Origin of the sequence: Pseudomonas sp. Eqa60 (assembly GCF_018326405.1) — a bacterium.
GTDB lineage: Bacteria > Pseudomonadota > Gammaproteobacteria > Pseudomonadales > Pseudomonadaceae > Aquipseudomonas > Aquipseudomonas protegens.
The window spans coordinates 648,228-662,325 of sequence record NZ_AP024342.1 but is presented as its reverse complement, the minus strand read 5'-3'; the positions used below and the strand labels follow the sequence as shown (position 1 = coordinate 662,325).

The 14,098-nt window shown below is 63.3% G+C and carries 14 protein-coding genes; 4 read left to right on the top strand and 10 right to left on the bottom strand.

Features of this window, described 5'->3' with window-relative positions; translation table 11 throughout:
• Positions 1–11: 11 nt before the first annotated feature.
• The 6 genes from hfq to KI242_RS02880 all read right to left on the bottom strand — a co-directional run bounded on the left by hfq (position 12) and on the right by KI242_RS02880 (position 5,992).
• Positions 12–272, bottom strand: a complete 261-nt coding sequence (gene hfq / locus KI242_RS02905) for an RNA chaperone Hfq (protein ID WP_007921378.1) — start codon at positions 270–272, stop codon at positions 12–14.
• A 92-nt stretch (positions 273–364) separates the two neighbouring features.
• Positions 365–1,336, bottom strand: coding sequence for a tRNA (adenosine(37)-N6)-dimethylallyltransferase MiaA (miaA, locus tag KI242_RS02900; RefSeq protein ID WP_011058938.1), 972 nt, complete (start codon positions 1,334–1,336; stop codon positions 365–367).
• Positions 1,336–3,246: a DNA mismatch repair endonuclease MutL gene (gene mutL, locus KI242_RS02895; RefSeq protein ID WP_015633938.1), complete on the bottom strand. Its 1,911-nt coding sequence runs from the start codon at positions 3,244–3,246 to the stop codon at positions 1,336–1,338. Before mutL ends, miaA begins: the two co-directional genes overlap by 1 nt.
• Positions 3,243–4,670 (bottom strand): N-acetylmuramoyl-L-alanine amidase, encoded by a 1,428-nt coding sequence (locus KI242_RS02890; RefSeq protein ID WP_197731927.1) that lies wholly within the window; start codon positions 4,668–4,670, stop codon positions 3,243–3,245. The genes mutL and KI242_RS02890 overlap by 4 nt, the downstream gene beginning before the upstream one ends.
• Positions 4,671–4,673: 3 nt before the next feature.
• Positions 4,674–5,144: a tRNA (adenosine(37)-N6)-threonylcarbamoyltransferase complex ATPase subunit type 1 TsaE gene (gene tsaE / locus KI242_RS02885; protein WP_015633937.1), complete on the bottom strand. Its 471-nt coding sequence runs from the start codon at positions 5,142–5,144 to the stop codon at positions 4,674–4,676.
• Positions 5,132–5,992: an NAD(P)H-hydrate dehydratase gene (locus KI242_RS02880; RefSeq protein ID WP_011058934.1), complete on the bottom strand. Its 861-nt coding sequence runs from the start codon at positions 5,990–5,992 to the stop codon at positions 5,132–5,134. The genes tsaE and KI242_RS02880 overlap by 13 nt, the downstream gene beginning before the upstream one ends.
• Before the next feature lie 63 nt (positions 5,993–6,055).
• Between KI242_RS02880 and queG the strand changes: the two genes are divergently transcribed.
• Positions 6,056–7,135, top strand: coding sequence for a tRNA epoxyqueuosine(34) reductase QueG (gene queG / locus KI242_RS02875; protein WP_011058933.1), 1,080 nt, complete (start codon positions 6,056–6,058; stop codon positions 7,133–7,135).
• On the opposite strand, the gene KI242_RS02870 is transcribed toward queG, so the two are convergent.
• Both KI242_RS02870 and orn read right to left on the bottom strand, forming a co-directional pair.
• Positions 7,117–7,731, bottom strand: a complete 615-nt coding sequence (locus KI242_RS02870; RefSeq protein WP_169893104.1) for a trimeric intracellular cation channel family protein — start codon at positions 7,729–7,731, stop codon at positions 7,117–7,119. The two genes, queG and KI242_RS02870, sit on opposite strands and share 19 nt — an antisense overlap.
• A 117-nt stretch (positions 7,732–7,848) precedes the next feature.
• Complete coding sequence (gene orn / locus KI242_RS02865) at positions 7,849–8,391, bottom strand: oligoribonuclease (RefSeq protein ID WP_011058931.1); 543 nt, start codon at positions 8,389–8,391, stop codon at positions 7,849–7,851.
• Between the two features lie 108 nt (positions 8,392–8,499).
• Between orn and rsgA the strand changes: the two genes are divergently transcribed.
• Positions 8,500–9,531 (top strand): small ribosomal subunit biogenesis GTPase RsgA, encoded by a 1,032-nt coding sequence (gene rsgA, locus KI242_RS02860; RefSeq protein ID WP_011058930.1) that lies wholly within the window; start codon positions 8,500–8,502, stop codon positions 9,529–9,531.
• 52 nt (positions 9,532–9,583) lie between these two features.
• Here rsgA and motB read toward each other — a convergent pair whose 3' ends face one another.
• Entirely contained in the window at positions 9,584–10,678 is a 1,095-nt protein-coding gene (motB, locus tag KI242_RS02855) for a flagellar motor protein MotB (protein WP_212805890.1), read from the bottom strand.
• 3 nt (positions 10,679–10,681) lie between these two features.
• The gene (gene motA, locus KI242_RS02850; RefSeq protein ID WP_011058928.1) at positions 10,682–11,533 is read right to left on the bottom strand and encodes a flagellar motor stator protein MotA; all 852 of its coding nucleotides are present in this window, start codon (positions 11,531–11,533) and stop codon (positions 10,682–10,684) included.
• Positions 11,534–11,699: 166 nt separating this feature from the next.
• Between motA and KI242_RS02845 the strand changes: the two genes are divergently transcribed.
• Both KI242_RS02845 and rhdA read left to right on the top strand, forming a co-directional pair.
• Positions 11,700–13,238, top strand: a complete 1,539-nt coding sequence (locus tag KI242_RS02845; protein WP_212805889.1) for an HDOD domain-containing protein — start codon at positions 11,700–11,702, stop codon at positions 13,236–13,238.
• Between the two features lie 43 nt (positions 13,239–13,281).
• On the top strand, positions 13,282–14,097 hold the full coding sequence (rhdA, locus tag KI242_RS02840; RefSeq protein WP_015633933.1) for a thiosulfate sulfurtransferase: 816 nt from the start codon (positions 13,282–13,284) through the stop codon (positions 14,095–14,097).
• Position 14,098: the final 1 nt, after the last annotated feature.

Below are 14,098 nucleotides of genomic sequence, written 5' to 3'. Positions count from 1 at the left end.
GGAGACTCCTATCAGGCGTTACCTGGCTCAGCGTCACCCTGTTCGGATTCGGAAGCGCTAGGCAGGCGAATCGGGCGAACTGGAACCACTGTCGAGATAGCGTGCTTGTAAACCATTTGGCTGACGGTGTTCTTCAGCAGGATGACGAACTGGTCGAAAGACTCGATCGTACCTTGCAGCTTGATCCCGTTGACCAGATAGATGGAAACCCCAACCTTCTCTTTACGCAATGTATTCAAGTAAGGGTCTTGTAGCGAATGCCCTTTTGACATGTGCCGCACTCCTTTAAGGATCAATAATAAAAATCAGAAAACAGATGGCCAAAGCCGTCACACCCCCAAGGATAGACGGCAATTGCAAGGACTCAGCTCAATATGGAGATCGTCCCCAAGTATTTCAAGGCGCGTGGCAGATTGTCGCAATCCAGGCTGTCCAACCATTGCAGGTCAGCCCAACTACGTAACCAGGTGAACTGGCGTTTCGCCAATTGGCGCGTGGCAATGATGCCCCGTTCCTGCATTTCGGCTGACGTCAGCTTGCCATCCAGATGATCCCAGACTTGGCGGTAGCCCACTGCACGTATAGACGGCAACCCGGCATGCAGGTCACTTCTGGAACGCAGAGCTACGACCTCGTCAATGAATCCCTGTTCCAACATTTGTGTGAATCTTTGTGCAATACGCTGGTGCAGTACCTGGCGATTCGCCGGAGCGATGGCCAGATTGGCGACAGTATAGGGCAATTGACTGCGTCCCGATGCGCCTGCTTCAGTACTTTGCGCCAATTGACGCTGGCGATGGGCGGTCATTGTCAGGCCACTGACCCGATAGACCTCAAGCGCCCGGGTCAGACGCTGGGGGTCGTTGGGGTGGATCCGCGCCGCCGACTCGGGGTCCACCGCCGCCAGCTGGTCGTGCAGGGCCTGCCAGCCAAGACGTGCAGCCTCCTCCTCCAGCTCGGCACGTACCTGCGGATCCGCCGCGGGCATGTCCGCCAGGCCTTCAAGCAGCGCCTTGTAATACAGCATGGTGCCGCCCACCAACAGCGGGATCTTGCCCCGGGCGGTGATATCGGCCATGGCCGCCAGCGCATCGGTACGGAAATCCGCCGCCGAGTAGCTCTCGGCAGGGTCGAGAATATCGATCAGGCGATGGGGAAACTGCGCCAGCAGTTCCCTGGAAGGCTTCGCGGTGCCAATGTCCATGCCGCGGTAGACCAGCGCCGAGTCGACACTGATCAGCTCGCAAGGCAGCACCTTGGTCAGTTCGATGGCCAGATCGGTCTTGCCCGCAGCGGTCGGGCCCATCAGGAAAATCGCTGGAGGAAGCTGGGTCATCAACGGCCGCGCAGAAAGAGTTTGTCCAGATCGTCCAGGCCCATTTGGGTCCAGGTCGGTCGACCGTGGTTGCATTGGCCACTGCGCTCGGTGTTTTCCATGTCCCGCAGCAAGGCGTTCATTTCCGGCAGGGCCAGGCGTCGATTGGCGCGGATCGCGCCGTGGCAGGCCATGGTGCCGAGCAGCTCATTGAGGTGGGCCTGGATCCGGTCACTGGTGCCGTACTCCATCAGGTCCGCCAGTACGTCGTGCACCAGGCGATTGGCTTCCGCCTGCTTCAACAATGCCGGGATCTGGCGGATCGCCAGGGATTCCGGGCCCAGGCGCTGCAGCTCGAAGCCCAGGCGCTGAAACCAGCTCATGTGTTCTTCAGCGCAATCGGCCTCACGCTGGCTGACGGCAATCGACTCCGGCACCAGCAGCGGCTGGCCGCTCAGGCCTTCGCTGGCCATGGCCACCTTCAAGCGCTCGTACATGATCCGCTCGTGAGCCGCGTGCATGTCCACCAGCACCAGACCCAGGGCGTTTTCCGCCAGGATGTAGATCCCCTTGAGCTGGGCCAGGGCATAGCCCAGGGGTGGAATGTCCTCCTGGCCGTCCGGCAAAGCCGCCGCCGGCGCCCCCGGCAACGGGGCAAAGAACTCGCGGTACACGCCCTGGCTCTCGGCGGCCGGCAACACTGGCTGTGGCCGTGGCGTGTACTGATATTGATAGCCACTGCCGGCTCCCGCGCCCGGCGCATTGAAGTTCGGCTGGGATTGGGGCTGCTCCAGAGCCAGGTTCGCGGCCAGGCGCATCTCACCCTGAGGCCCGAACTCACCGGCCTCGATACCTGTCGGGCGCACGATGCCGGCGACCGCCGCCGGCGCCGCCAACTGATCCTCGGGCCGCACATCACCCAGGGCCCGGTGCAAGGTGCCATAAAGGAAGTCGTGCACCATGCGCCCGTCACGGAAACGCACTTCGTGCTTGGTCGGGTGCACGTTGACGTCGACCACCGACGGGTCGACTTCGAAAAACAGAACAAAGGTCGGGTGTCGACCGTTGAACAGAACATCGCGATAAGCCTGGCGTACCGCGTGAGCCACCAGCTTGTCCCGTACTGCGCGACCGTTGACGTAGAAGTACTGCAGGTCCGCCTGGCTGCGGGAGAAGGTCGGCAAGCCCACCCAGCCCCACAGATGCAAGCCGTTGCGCTCGACCTCGATGGGCAACGCCTGCTCCAGGAAGCCCGAACCGCACACCGCTGCCACACGACGGGCACGAGCGGCGTCGTCCTTGGCCTCGTGCAGGCTGAGGATGCTCTTGCCGTTGTGCCGCAAGTGGAAGGCCACGTCGAAACGCGCCAGGGCCAGGCGCTTGATCACTTCCTGCAGGTGATCAAACTCGGTCTTTTCCGCCTTGAGGAACTTGCGTCGTGCCGGCGTATTGAAGAACAGATCGCGAACTTCCACCGAAGTGCCTACCGGGTGCGCCGCCGGCTGCACCCTTGGTGCCATGTCCCGGCCTTCGGTTTCCACCTGCCAGGCTTGCTCGGCATCCCGGGTACGGGACGTGAGGGTCAGGCGCGCCACGGAGCTGATGGAAGCCAGGGCCTCGCCGCGAAACCCCAGGCTCATCACCCGCTCCAGGTCTTCAAGGTCGCGGATCTTGCTGGTGGCGTGCCGGGCCAGGGCCAGCGGCAAGTCGTCGGAGGAAATACCGCTACCGTCGTCACGTACCCGCAGCAGCTTGACCCCGGCCTGCTCCACATCCACATCGATGCGCTTGGCGCCAGAGTCCAGGCTGTTTTCCAACAGCTCCTTGATCACCGAAGCCGGGCGCTCGACCACCTCGCCCGCGGCAATCTGGTTGGCCAGGCGCGGGCTGAGCAGCTCGATGCGCGCGCTACTGATTACCGATTCACTCATTCCTTGGCCGCCAGTTCTGTACCGGGGATGGTCAACACCTGCCCCACTTTCAATTCATCGCTTTTCAGGTTGTTGGCACTGCGTAGCGTGGCCGCGGAGACCTGATAGCGCACGGCGATCATGGCCAGGGTTTCCCCCGGATTGACCCGGTGATCACGCGGCCCCTGGGCGATCTTCCCGGAATCGCGCAGCCAGGCAATATAGGTGCCCGGTGGCGGGTTCTGCTGGAAGAACTGCCGCACGCCGCTGCTGATGGAACGCGCCAGGGCCTGCTGATGGCTGGCGGTGGCCAGCTTCGAGGCCTCGTTGGAGTTGGAGATAAAGCCGGTTTCCACCAGGATCGACGGAATATCCGGGGATTTGAGCACCATGAACCCGGCCTGCTCCACCCGCTGTTTGTGCAACGGAGTCACCCGGCCGATGTTGTTCAGGACTTTCTGCCCGACATTCAGACTGGAGGTCAGGGACGCTGTCATCGACAGGTCCAGCAGCACCCCGGCCAGCATCCGGTCCTTGTCATCCAGGCTGACGTTGCCAGCCCCGCCGATCAGGTCGGAACGGTTCTCGCTGTCCGCCAGCCAGCGCGCGGTTTCCGACGTGGCACCACGTTCAGACAAGGCAAACACCGATGCGCCAAAGGCCGCGGCCGAAGGCGCAGCGTCGGCGTGGATCGAGACGAACAGGTCGGCGCCCTTCTTGCGGGCGATCTCGGTACGACCGCGCAATGGAATGAAGTAGTCGCCAGTACGGGTCAGCTCGGCGCGGAAACCCTTGAGGCCATTGACCTGACGCTGCAATTCGCGAGCAATGGCCAGCACCACGTCTTTTTCATGCTGCCCGCGGGAGCCGGAGGCACCCGGGTCTTCGCCGCCGTGGCCGGCATCGATCACCACAATGATGTCGCGCTTGCCCGCCGGGGCTGGCGGCAGCTTGATCGCCGGCTCCGCCGGAGTGACGGGCACTGCTGGGACAGTGGCCACAGTAGGTGGCGGCGCAGTAGGTGGTGCGGCGTCAGCCGGGTTGTCGAACAGATCGACCACCAGGCGATTGCCGTACTGAGCGTTGGGCGCCAGGGTGAAACTCTTCGGCGTGACGGCCTTTTTCAGGTCGATGACCACCCGCAGGTCACTGGGCGTGCGCTGTGCCGAGCGCATGGCGGTAATCGGTGTATTGGCCGTGGCGACGTTCAGCGGACCGCCAAGGGTCGCGCCATTGATATCGATCACCAGACGATCCGGGGCCGTCAGGGTAAAGACGCTGTGCTGAACCGGGCCGGACAGGTCGAATACCAGTCGCGTGTTATCCGGTGCCCGCCACAGGCGGACGCTGCGAACCTGTGTAGCGGCCACAGCATCGACGGCCAATGCCGTAAGCAACAGTCCTACGACAGCAACCAACGCGCGAATGCGCATACCTAACCCCATCAATTATTTGAATTCCAACGCCAAAGCGGCACACCAGGACTCGCCACGCGAGCCTTGAGACAACAGATGCACAGAACGCCCATTGTTATGCGGGGTAATGGTAATGGTCAGGTCAGGCTTTGGCAAAAAGCCTGCACCACGCTGGGGCCACTCCAGCAGGCACAGAGCATCGCCCTCGAAGTAGTCGCGAATCCCCAGGAACTCCAGCTCCTCAGGATCCACCAGGCGGTACAGGTCGAAGTGGAAAGCCCGCACCGAGCCGATCTCGTACGGTTCGACCAGGGTAAAGGTCGGGCTCTTCACTGCCCCCGCGTGCCCCAGGCCACGGATGATCCCTCGCGACAAGGTGGTTTTGCCCGCTCCCAGGTCACCCTCGAGGAAGATCACCCCCACGCCTTGGGTCACCTGGGCAATACGTGCACCAAATTCCACCATGGCCTGTTCGTCGGCCAGAAAAAGGGTTAACTCAGACACGGTGATTGTTCCTCCAACAACTGACGAATGGCTGGAATCAGATCACTGGCCGCCAGCCCTCGGCCCAATTTGCCTTGCTGCTCGCCCGCGCTGGCATGCAGCCAGACCGCCAGGCAGGCGGCATCGAATGCCGACAAGCCTTGCGCCAGCAAGGCGCCGATCAGGCCAGCCAGCACATCACCCAAGCCTGCCGTGGCCATCGCCGGATGCCCTACGTCACAGCGGGCCAGTCGCCCATCGGCAGTGGCGATCAGGCTACCGGCCCCCTTGAGCACCGCAACCGCTGCGTATTTTTTGCTCAACGCCAGGGCCGCTGCAGGGCGATCCGCCTGCACCTCGGCGCTGGAGATACCCAGCAGCCGCGCCGCCTCTCCCGGATGGGGAGTGATGACACTCGCGGCAGGCAGTTGCAGCCCGCCCTCGGCCAGCAGGTTCAAGGCATCGGCATCCCACACCTGGGGCAACGGCGCATTGGCCGCCGCCGACAGCAGACTGCGCCCCCAGGCGCCCTGCCCCAACCCCGGCCCGACCACCAGCACCGTGGCCCGAGCCAGCAACCCCATCAACTGGTTGGCCGAATGAGTGCCCTGGGTCATGACCTCAGGCAAGCGCGCCGCAGCGGCAGCCACATGCTCACTGCGGGTCGCCAGGGACACCAGCCCCGCGCCACTGCGCAAGGCACTTTCCGCACTCAGCAAGGCGGCGCCGGCAAAACCTCGATCGCCCCCAATCAGCAACAGGTGGCCGAACTGACCCTTGTGGGCATCGCGAAGTCGTCCATTCAGATGTGGCAAATGGCCAGAAGTCAGCAACTGAACGTCAGGTAGAGGGTGTTTTGTCTGCGGCATGCGTCTTCGAGCTCCGATGTCTGGCAGAATTATACGCACCTCAGCCCCGGTTTCTCTCGCCTCATGCCCGCTATTACCCAGGATCTTCCCGCTCTCGCCCAATCGATCAAGGACTGGGGCCGCGAACTGGGCTTTCAACAAGTCGGCATCAGCGGCCTGGACTTGGCCGAGCATGAGCAGCACCTGGAACGCTGGCTCGCCGCCGGCTACCACGGCGAGATGGAATACATGGGCGCCCACGGCAGCAAACGCTCCCATCCCGACCAGTTGGTGCCTGGCACCCTGCGGGTGGTTTCGCTGCGCATGGACTACCTGCCCGGCGACACCCAGATGGCCCAGCGCCTGGCCCAGCCTTCCAAGGCCTATGTTTCGCGCTATGCCCTGGGGCGCGATTATCACAAGCTGATCCGCAAGCGCGTACAGCAACTGGCCGAGCGCATCCAGCAAGCCATCGGCCCCTTTGGCTACCGCGCCTTCGTCGATAGCGCTCCGGTGCTGGAAAAAGCCATCGCCGAACAGGCCGGGCTCGGCTGGATCGGCAAGAACACCCTGGTGCTGAATCGCAAAGCCGGCAGCTACTTCTTCCTCAGTGAACTGTTCGTCGACCTGCCCCTGCCGGTGGACGCGCCCCACGCCACGGAACACTGCGGCCGCTGCACCGCCTGCCTGGACATCTGCCCGACCAACGCCTTCGTCGGCCCCTATGTGCTGGATGCCCGACGTTGTATTTCCTACCTGACCATCGAGCTCAAAAGCGCCATCCCCGAAGACCTGCGCCCGCTGATCGGCAACCGGGTATTCGGCTGCGATGACTGCCAGATCGTCTGCCCCTGGAATCGCTTCGCCCGCTCAACGGCCGAGGGCGACTTCAAGCCCCGGCACAACCTGGACAATGCCGAACTGGCAGAGCTGTTCATGTGGGACGAGGACAAATTCCTCAGCAATACCGAAGGTTCACCCTTGCGCCGCGCCGGCTACGAGCGCTGGCTACGCAACCTGGCGGTGGGCCTGGGCAACGCACCCTCTAGCATTCCGGTGCTGGAAGCCCTCAAGGCCCGCCAGGACTACCCCTCGGAACTGGTTCGCGAACATGTGCAATGGGCCCTGGACCAGCACGCCAACCGTCAGTGTTCGTCGTTGTAGACGAACTTGGGCATTTCCCAGTGAAAACGGATCGCCAGCAGGCGCAATAGAAAGCCGCCGAACAGGGTGACCAGGATCGACTGCTCGCTGGGCAGTTGCAGGTAGATGCACAGCATGTAGCACCAGGCCGCGGCGAATGACACGCTGGCGTACAACTCGCGGCGAAAGATCAGCGGGATATCGTTGCAGAAGATGTCCCTGAGGATGCCGCCAAAGACCCCGGTGATCACCCCGCTGACTGAAGCCACCAGCATGCCGTGGCCCATTTCCAGGGCAGTCATGCAGCCGATCAGGGTAAAGGCCACCAGGCCCACGGCGTCGAGCACCAGAAACAGCGAGCGCAGGTGACGCATCAAGGGCGCGATGAAGATCGTCACCAACGCCGCCACCGACGTCAGCACCAGGTATTCCGGGTGCTTGACCCAGGTCAGCGGGTAGTGGCCCAGCAGCACATCACGCACCGAACCGCCGCCGAGTGCGGTGACGCAGGCAATCAGCACCACACCGAACCAGTCCATGCCGCGCCGGCCGGCAGACAGGGCGCCGGTCATGGCTTCGGCGGTAATGGCAATCAGATAAAGCATCAACAGCATGATGGCGGTCCTTGCAGGAAGGCGCGCAGTCTACTCAGTTGAAGCGGGCACCAAAAGGGGGCGGGTACGGGCGCCGAGTCGCAGCGGGCGCCCGTTCGCCGGCAAGCCGGCGCCTGCGGGTCAGAACTTGATGAAGTGCTTGCGGTAGTGCTGGAGCTCGGCGATGGACTCGCGAATATCGTCCAGGGCCAGGTGGGTGCTGCCTTTCTTGAAGCTGTCGCGCACGTCCGGCGCCCAGCGGGCGGCCAGTTCCTTGAGGGTCGAGACGTCCAGGTTGCGGTAGTGGAAGTAGCTTTCCAGAGCCTTCATGTGGCGGTACAGGAAGCGCCGGTCCTGGCAGATGCTGTTGCCGCAGATCGGCGATTTGCCCTTGGGTACCCACTGCTCCAGGAAGGCAATGGTCTGGGCTTCTGCTTCGGCCATGCTGATGCGGCTTTCGCGAACCCGCTGGGTCAGACCGGAACCGCCGTGCTGGCGGGTGTTCCATTCATCCATGCCGGCGAGGATCTCGTCGCTCTGGTGGATGGCGATGACCGGTCCTTCAGCCAAGGTGTTGAGGTTGCTGTCAGTGACAATGGTGGCCATCTCGATGATGACGTCGGTGTCAGGGTTCAGACCGGTCATTTCCAGGTCGATCCAAATCAGGTTCTGCGGGTTTTGCATGGGTGGGCTCCTCGGCGTAGTTGCGCAGTTTAGCCTAGAGGGCCTGCCCGGCGTGCTAAACTCGCCGCCGTTTTACCTATCCGCCGTAATTATCGACACGGAACACCAATGGCCAAACGCCAGCTCAATCGCCGCCAAAACTGGCGCATCGAAAAGATCCAGGGTGAGCGCGCCGCCCGCGCCGCCAAACGCGAGTCCTCTGCCGTCGAGGCGCTGGAAGGTGGCGACCTGGGCCCGGAACAGACCGGCCTGGTCATCGCCCACTTCGGCGTCCAGGTCGAAGTCGAGGCTCGCGAAGGCGAAACGGCCGGCCAGGTGTTCCGCTGCTACCTGCGGGCCAACCTGCCGGCCCTGGTGACCGGCGACCAGGTGGTCTGGCGCGCCGGCAACCAGGGCATCGGGGTGATCGTCGCGCAACTGCCGCGCAGCACCGAGCTGTGCCGCCCGGACAGCCGCGGCCAGCTCAAGCCGGTGGCCGCCAACGTCGACATGATCGTGATCGTGTTTGCGCCCATGCCCGAGCCCCACGCCAACCTGATCGACCGCTACCTGGTAGCCGCCGAGCATGCTGGAATCCGGCCGTTGCTGCTGCTGAACAAGGCCGACCTGATCGATGAGCAGAACGCCCCTGCGCTCAACGCCCTGCTCGCGGTCTACCGTCAGCTGGGCTACCCGCTGCTGGAGGTCTCGGCTCATCACGGCGACGGCATGGAGCAGTTGCAAGCCCTGCTGGACGGGCGCATCAGTGTATTCGTCGGCCAGTCGGGGGTGGGCAAGTCGTCCCTGGTCAACAGCCTGCTGCCGGAAGTCGAAACCCGCGTCGGCCCGCTGTCGGAGTTCTCCGGCCAGGGCACTCACACCACCACGACCGCGCGCCTGTTCCACTTCCCCGGTGGCGGTGAGCTGATCGACTCCCCCGGTATCCGTGAGTTCGGCCTCGGCCATGTCAGCCGCGCCGATGTCGAGGCCGGGTTCATCGAGTTCAATGACTTGCTGGGCACCTGCCGCTTCCGCGATTGCAAGCACGATCGCGAGCCGGGCTGTGCCTTGCTCAAGGCCCTGGAAGACGGGCGCATCCAGCAGCAACGGATGAACAGCTACCGCTCGATCCTCGCCAGCCTGCCAGACAACAGTTACTGATTGACCTGACCCAGATACGACAAGGCCGCGATCTTCGCGGCCTTGTCGTTTGTCACTTCGCCGTGCCCGGCGTAGCGGGCGGCGCCACCGGAGCAGTGGGAGCCGGAGCCGAAGACTGGCCCGCCGCACCCTGCTCGTCCATCTTCAACACACCGTCCTCGAAGATATTCATACGTTGACGCACCTCGTGCGCCGGCAGCGGTTCGCTACCGGGCGGCAAGGCATTCGGGTCGGCTGCCGCCCCCGGTACTTCACCGGGAGCACCGCTACCCTGGGTCGGTACCGGAGCATTGGGATCGGTCTGCTCACCCTCGATGGCACGCTGGGCCTTCTTGGTCAGCACGACGATATCGATACGCCGGTTGACCGGGTTGAACGGGTCCTTGCGATCGAATAGCGCCGACGAAGCAAAGCCCACCACACGCGCGACTTGCGGATCAGGATAACCACCCGCCACCAGCGCCCGACGCGCAGCGTTGGCCCGGTTGGCCGACAGTTCCCAGTTGCCGAAGTCGCCAGTGCCCGAATAGGGCTTGGCGTCGGTGTGACCGCTGATGCTGATCTTGTTCGGCACGGTCTTGATGGTGTCGGCCATGGCCAGCAGGATGTCTTCGAAATACGGCTTCAGACGTGCACTGCCAGAGTCGAACATCGGCCGGTTCTCGGCGTCCATGATCTGGATCCGCAGGCCGTCCGGGGTGATCTCGAAGAGGATCTGGTCCTTGAACTTCTGCAGTTGCGGGTTCTCTTCAACCTTGTTCTGCAACTCTTGCAACAGCAACTCGAGACGCTCGCGCTCGACCTGCTCGGCCATGCCCTCCACCTGGTCGGCATCCACCGTGACCTTGTCCGGTTGTGGCTGGGACTTGATCTCGGGGTTGAGGGTGTTGTCCGGCGCCAGCTCAGGGGAGCCGCCCAGGTCGATGATGTAGGGCGTACCGCTTTCCGAGAAGCCGATCGGGTCCTTGAAGTAACCGGCGATGGCGATCTTCTGTTCCGGGGTGGCCGTGGACAGCAGCCACAGCACCAGGAAGAACGCCATCATCGCCGTGGCGAAGTCGGCGAAGGCGATTTTCCAGGCGCCCCCGTGATGTCCGCCAGCGAAGCGCTTGACGCGCTTGATGATAATCGGCTGATTATTTTCCATGACTTAGCGACCGCGAACCGCTTGTTCCAGCTCGGCGAAGCTAGGACGGTGCGCCGGGTACAGAACCTTGCGCCCGAACTCCACGGCCAGGGACGGCGGCATGCCAGAAGCCGAGGCCACCAGCGACGCCTTGATGGCTTCGTAGACGTTCAGTTCTTCCTTGGCGTCGTGGGCCAGGGAGTGGGCCAGCGGGCCGAAGAAGCCATAGGCCGCGAGAATACCGAAGAAGGTACCCACCAGCGCCGCACCTACGTGCAGGCCGATGGACTTCTGGTCGCCATCGCCCAGGGAGGCCATGGTCACCACGATCCCCAATACCGCCGCGACGATACCGAAACCGGGCATGCCGTCGGCAATCCCGTTGACCGCATGGGATGGATGCTCAAGGTCTTCCTTGAGGCTGAACAGCTCCATGTCGAACAGGCCTTCCAGCTCGTGGGGAGCCATGTTGCCGGAGGACATGATGCGCAGATAGTCACAGACGAAGGCGGTCATGCGTTCATCTTTGAGCACCGCCGGGTACTTGGCGAAAATCGGGCTGGCCGCGGCGTCCTCGATATCGCCTTCGATGGCCATCATGCCTTCGCGACGACTCTTGTTGAGGATCTCGTAGATCAGGCCCAGCACTTCCAGGTAGAAGGTGTGGGTGAAGCGCGAGCTGAACATGCCCAGGGATTTCTTGACGACGTGCATCGTCATGTAGCCCGGGTTGGCCTGGAGGAATGCGCCAAAGGCTGCGCCGCCGATGATCAGCACTTCGAAAGGCTGGATCAGTGCCGCGATTTTGCCGTGGGAAAGCACGTATCCGCCGAGCACGCTCGCGAATACGACGATGATGCCGATAATTTTAGCCATAGGTAGGGGAGTACTTATTGAGTCGGGTTCAAGGTCATATTCGGAAGTTCTTAAAACTCTTCTTCTACTTATCGGCAAAACTGCGCCAGACTATAGCCAGTTAAGGCGAAAAGCCAGTTTGGCCCGCTCTGGGCGTGTTCACAGCAGACGATGATTGCGCCCGACCATGTCTAATGAAACCAGCGTCCCACATTCTCCGCCCGCCTCTCTCGACGCCTGGGTAAAGCTCCTCAATGGCGTGCGCCTGCCGGTGCCCCAGGCCAGCCATGACCGGGTCTGCCGCGCCATCGCCAACAACCGCAGCTCGCTGCGGGAGATTGTCGATCTGATGCAAAACAGCCCGGCACTGGCCTTGAGCGTGATCCGCGAAGCCAACCGGCATTCCCACGGCAGCATGAGCGAACCGGCGGAAAACCTGGAGATCGCGGTCAATCGACTGGGCCTCAAGCGTACCGAGGAGTTGCTCGAGCAACTGCCGACGCTGCCTGAAGAGCAGATCCCCCAGGCATTGCGCCAGTTCCAGCTGATCAGCCAGCACGCCAGCCAGCAAGCCAATGGCTTCTTTGCCGGACGCCTGGCGCGACTCTGGCAGGACATCCACTGGGGCAGCCTGCTGTTTCTCTCGCCGCTGTGGGCCATGGCCCTGGTCTATCCCAAGCTGCTGGAAGAGTGGGAACTGCGGGTCATCTACAAGCACGAATCCGCACACGACGTTGAACTGCAACTGTTCGAAGTGCGACTGATGGAAATGTGCCAGGCCCTGGTCCTGGCCTGGCACCTGCCGATCTGGGTCCAGCAGGGCTATCGCCTGCTGACCCAGGAGCAGCACCTGCTGGCCAAGGTCATGCTGATTGCCCGCGACAGCGACAACCCGCTGCGCCAGCAACAACGCCTGGACGCTGAACCGGACCTGCGGCGCTGGCTGAACCAGCCGGCCAACACTGTGTTGCTGGCCAACGGCCTGGCGCTGGCGGCGCAACAGTCCTGGAACAGCCCCCATGGCCGGCGCTGGCAGAACCTTACCGCTCTTTATCTGCAGATCCCCCTGGACCAGGTCCAGCAACAGTTGCACCAACAGGCCGTACAAAGCGCCCGCAACGACACCCAGCCCGATCTCTGGCACCCGGCCCAGGCCCTGCTCTGGCCCTGGGATGCCCGACGCCTGCATCACGGCGAACAACCAGCCCCGGCGCCCACCGCACTGGAACTGGCCAAGTGGCGCAAGCTCTGCGGCGAACTGTTGCTGGACCCCAGCCCCTTTACCAACGCCGTGCACCTTACCGGCTTTGCCCGGGATGCCCTGGCGGCGTGCGGCATGCATCGGGTCATGCTGCTGATGGTCGATCGCAGCCTGAGCCACCTGCGAGTGCAACAGCTTTACGGCATGCCCAGGGAAGCGGCCAGCCTGACCCTGCAGGCCAAGCAGAGCCCGCTGTTGCAACGCCTGCTGGAAAAATCCGCGCAGATCCGCCTGACCCCGGCCAACCGGGCCCAGTTCGCCCCTCACCTGCCAAGCTCGCTGCGCCAGCTGTTTCGCGGCGAACACCTGCTGATCCGCTCACTGTCGTGCAATGGCCGGGTACTGATGCTGGCGATCGCCGACCAGGGCGGCGTGCCGTTCTCGGAAATCAGCGTCCAGGCCTTCGGCAAGACCGCCCAGTGCATCGAAAAAGCCTTGCACAGCTTTACCAACCGCAGCCAATGACGCTTGCGCTACAATCCTTCCCTTTGCGCCCTGGGGACCTGACATGTCTGACTTCTCTGGCTTGCCGCTGGTCATTGAACCGAGCGACCTGCTCGCCCGCCTGAACGCCCGCGAACTGATCCTGGTCGACCTGACCAGCGCTGCCCGCTATGCAACCGGGCATATTCCCGGGGCGCGCTTCGTCGACCCCAAGCGCACTCAGCTGGGCCAGGCGCCGGCTCCCGGGCTGCTGCCGCCGCAAGCGGCGCTTGAAACGCTGTTCGGCGAACTCGGGCACAACCCGGACGCGGTCTATGTGGTCTACGACGATGAAGGCGGTGGCTGGGCCGGACGCTTCATCTGGCTGCTGGACGTGATCGGCCACCACCGCTACCACTACCTCGACGGCGGCCTGCCGGCCTGGCTGGCGGAAGGCCTGCCCGTGTCTACCGAAGTGCCGGCCGCGGTCGGCGGCCCCGTGGCGCTGGCCCTGCATGACGAGCCCACCGCCACCCGCGAATACCTGCAAAGCCGTCTCGGCGCGGCGGACCTGGTGATCTGGGACGCCCGCGGACCGCTGGAGTACTCCGGCGAAAAAGTCCTGGCAGCCAAGGGCGGGCATATCCCCGGCGCGGTGAATTTCGAATGGACCGCCGGCATGGATCAGGCACGCCACCTGCGCATCCGCCGCGACATGCCACAGATCCTTGCGGACCTGGGCATCAGCAAAGACAAAGAAGTGATCACCCACTGCCAGACCCACCATCGCTCCGGCTTCACCTATCTGGTGGCCAAGGCGCTGGGCTACCCACGGGTCAAGGGCTACGCCGGTTCCTGGGGCGAATGGGGCAATCATCCCGATACGCCCGTAGAGATTTAAG

What these genes read in the sequence shown, in the direction of transcription:
- rhdA (WP_015633933.1), top strand. Translation starts at nt 13,282, where the DNA reads ATGTCTGACTTCTCTGGCTTGCCGCTGGTCATTGAACCGAGCGACCTG.
- motB (WP_212805890.1), bottom strand. Translation starts at nt 10,678, where the DNA reads ATGGAAAATAATCAGCCGATTATCATCAAGCGCGTCAAGCGCTTCGCT.
- orn (WP_011058931.1), bottom strand. Translation starts at nt 8,391, where the DNA reads ATGCAAAACCCGCAGAACCTGATTTGGATCGACCTGGAAATGACCGGT.
- rsgA (WP_011058930.1), top strand. Translation starts at nt 8,500, where the DNA reads ATGGCCAAACGCCAGCTCAATCGCCGCCAAAACTGGCGCATCGAAAAG.
- mutL (WP_015633938.1), bottom strand. Translation starts at nt 3,246, where the DNA reads ATGAGTGAATCGGTAATCAGTAGCGCGCGCATCGAGCTGCTCAGCCCG.
- hfq (WP_007921378.1), bottom strand. Translation starts at nt 272, where the DNA reads ATGTCAAAAGGGCATTCGCTACAAGACCCTTACTTGAATACATTGCGT.
- motA (WP_011058928.1), bottom strand. Translation starts at nt 11,533, where the DNA reads ATGGCTAAAATTATCGGCATCATCGTCGTATTCGCGAGCGTGCTCGGC.
- miaA (WP_011058938.1), bottom strand. Translation starts at nt 1,336, where the DNA reads ATGACCCAGCTTCCTCCAGCGATTTTCCTGATGGGCCCGACCGCTGCG.
- KI242_RS02890 (WP_197731927.1), bottom strand. Translation starts at nt 4,670, where the DNA reads ATGGGGTTAGGTATGCGCATTCGCGCGTTGGTTGCTGTCGTAGGACTG.
- queG (WP_011058933.1), top strand. Translation starts at nt 6,056, where the DNA reads ATGCCCGCTATTACCCAGGATCTTCCCGCTCTCGCCCAATCGATCAAG.
- KI242_RS02880 (WP_011058934.1), bottom strand. Translation starts at nt 5,992, where the DNA reads ATGCCGCAGACAAAACACCCTCTACCTGACGTTCAGTTGCTGACTTCT.
- KI242_RS02845 (WP_212805889.1), top strand. Translation starts at nt 11,700, where the DNA reads ATGTCTAATGAAACCAGCGTCCCACATTCTCCGCCCGCCTCTCTCGAC.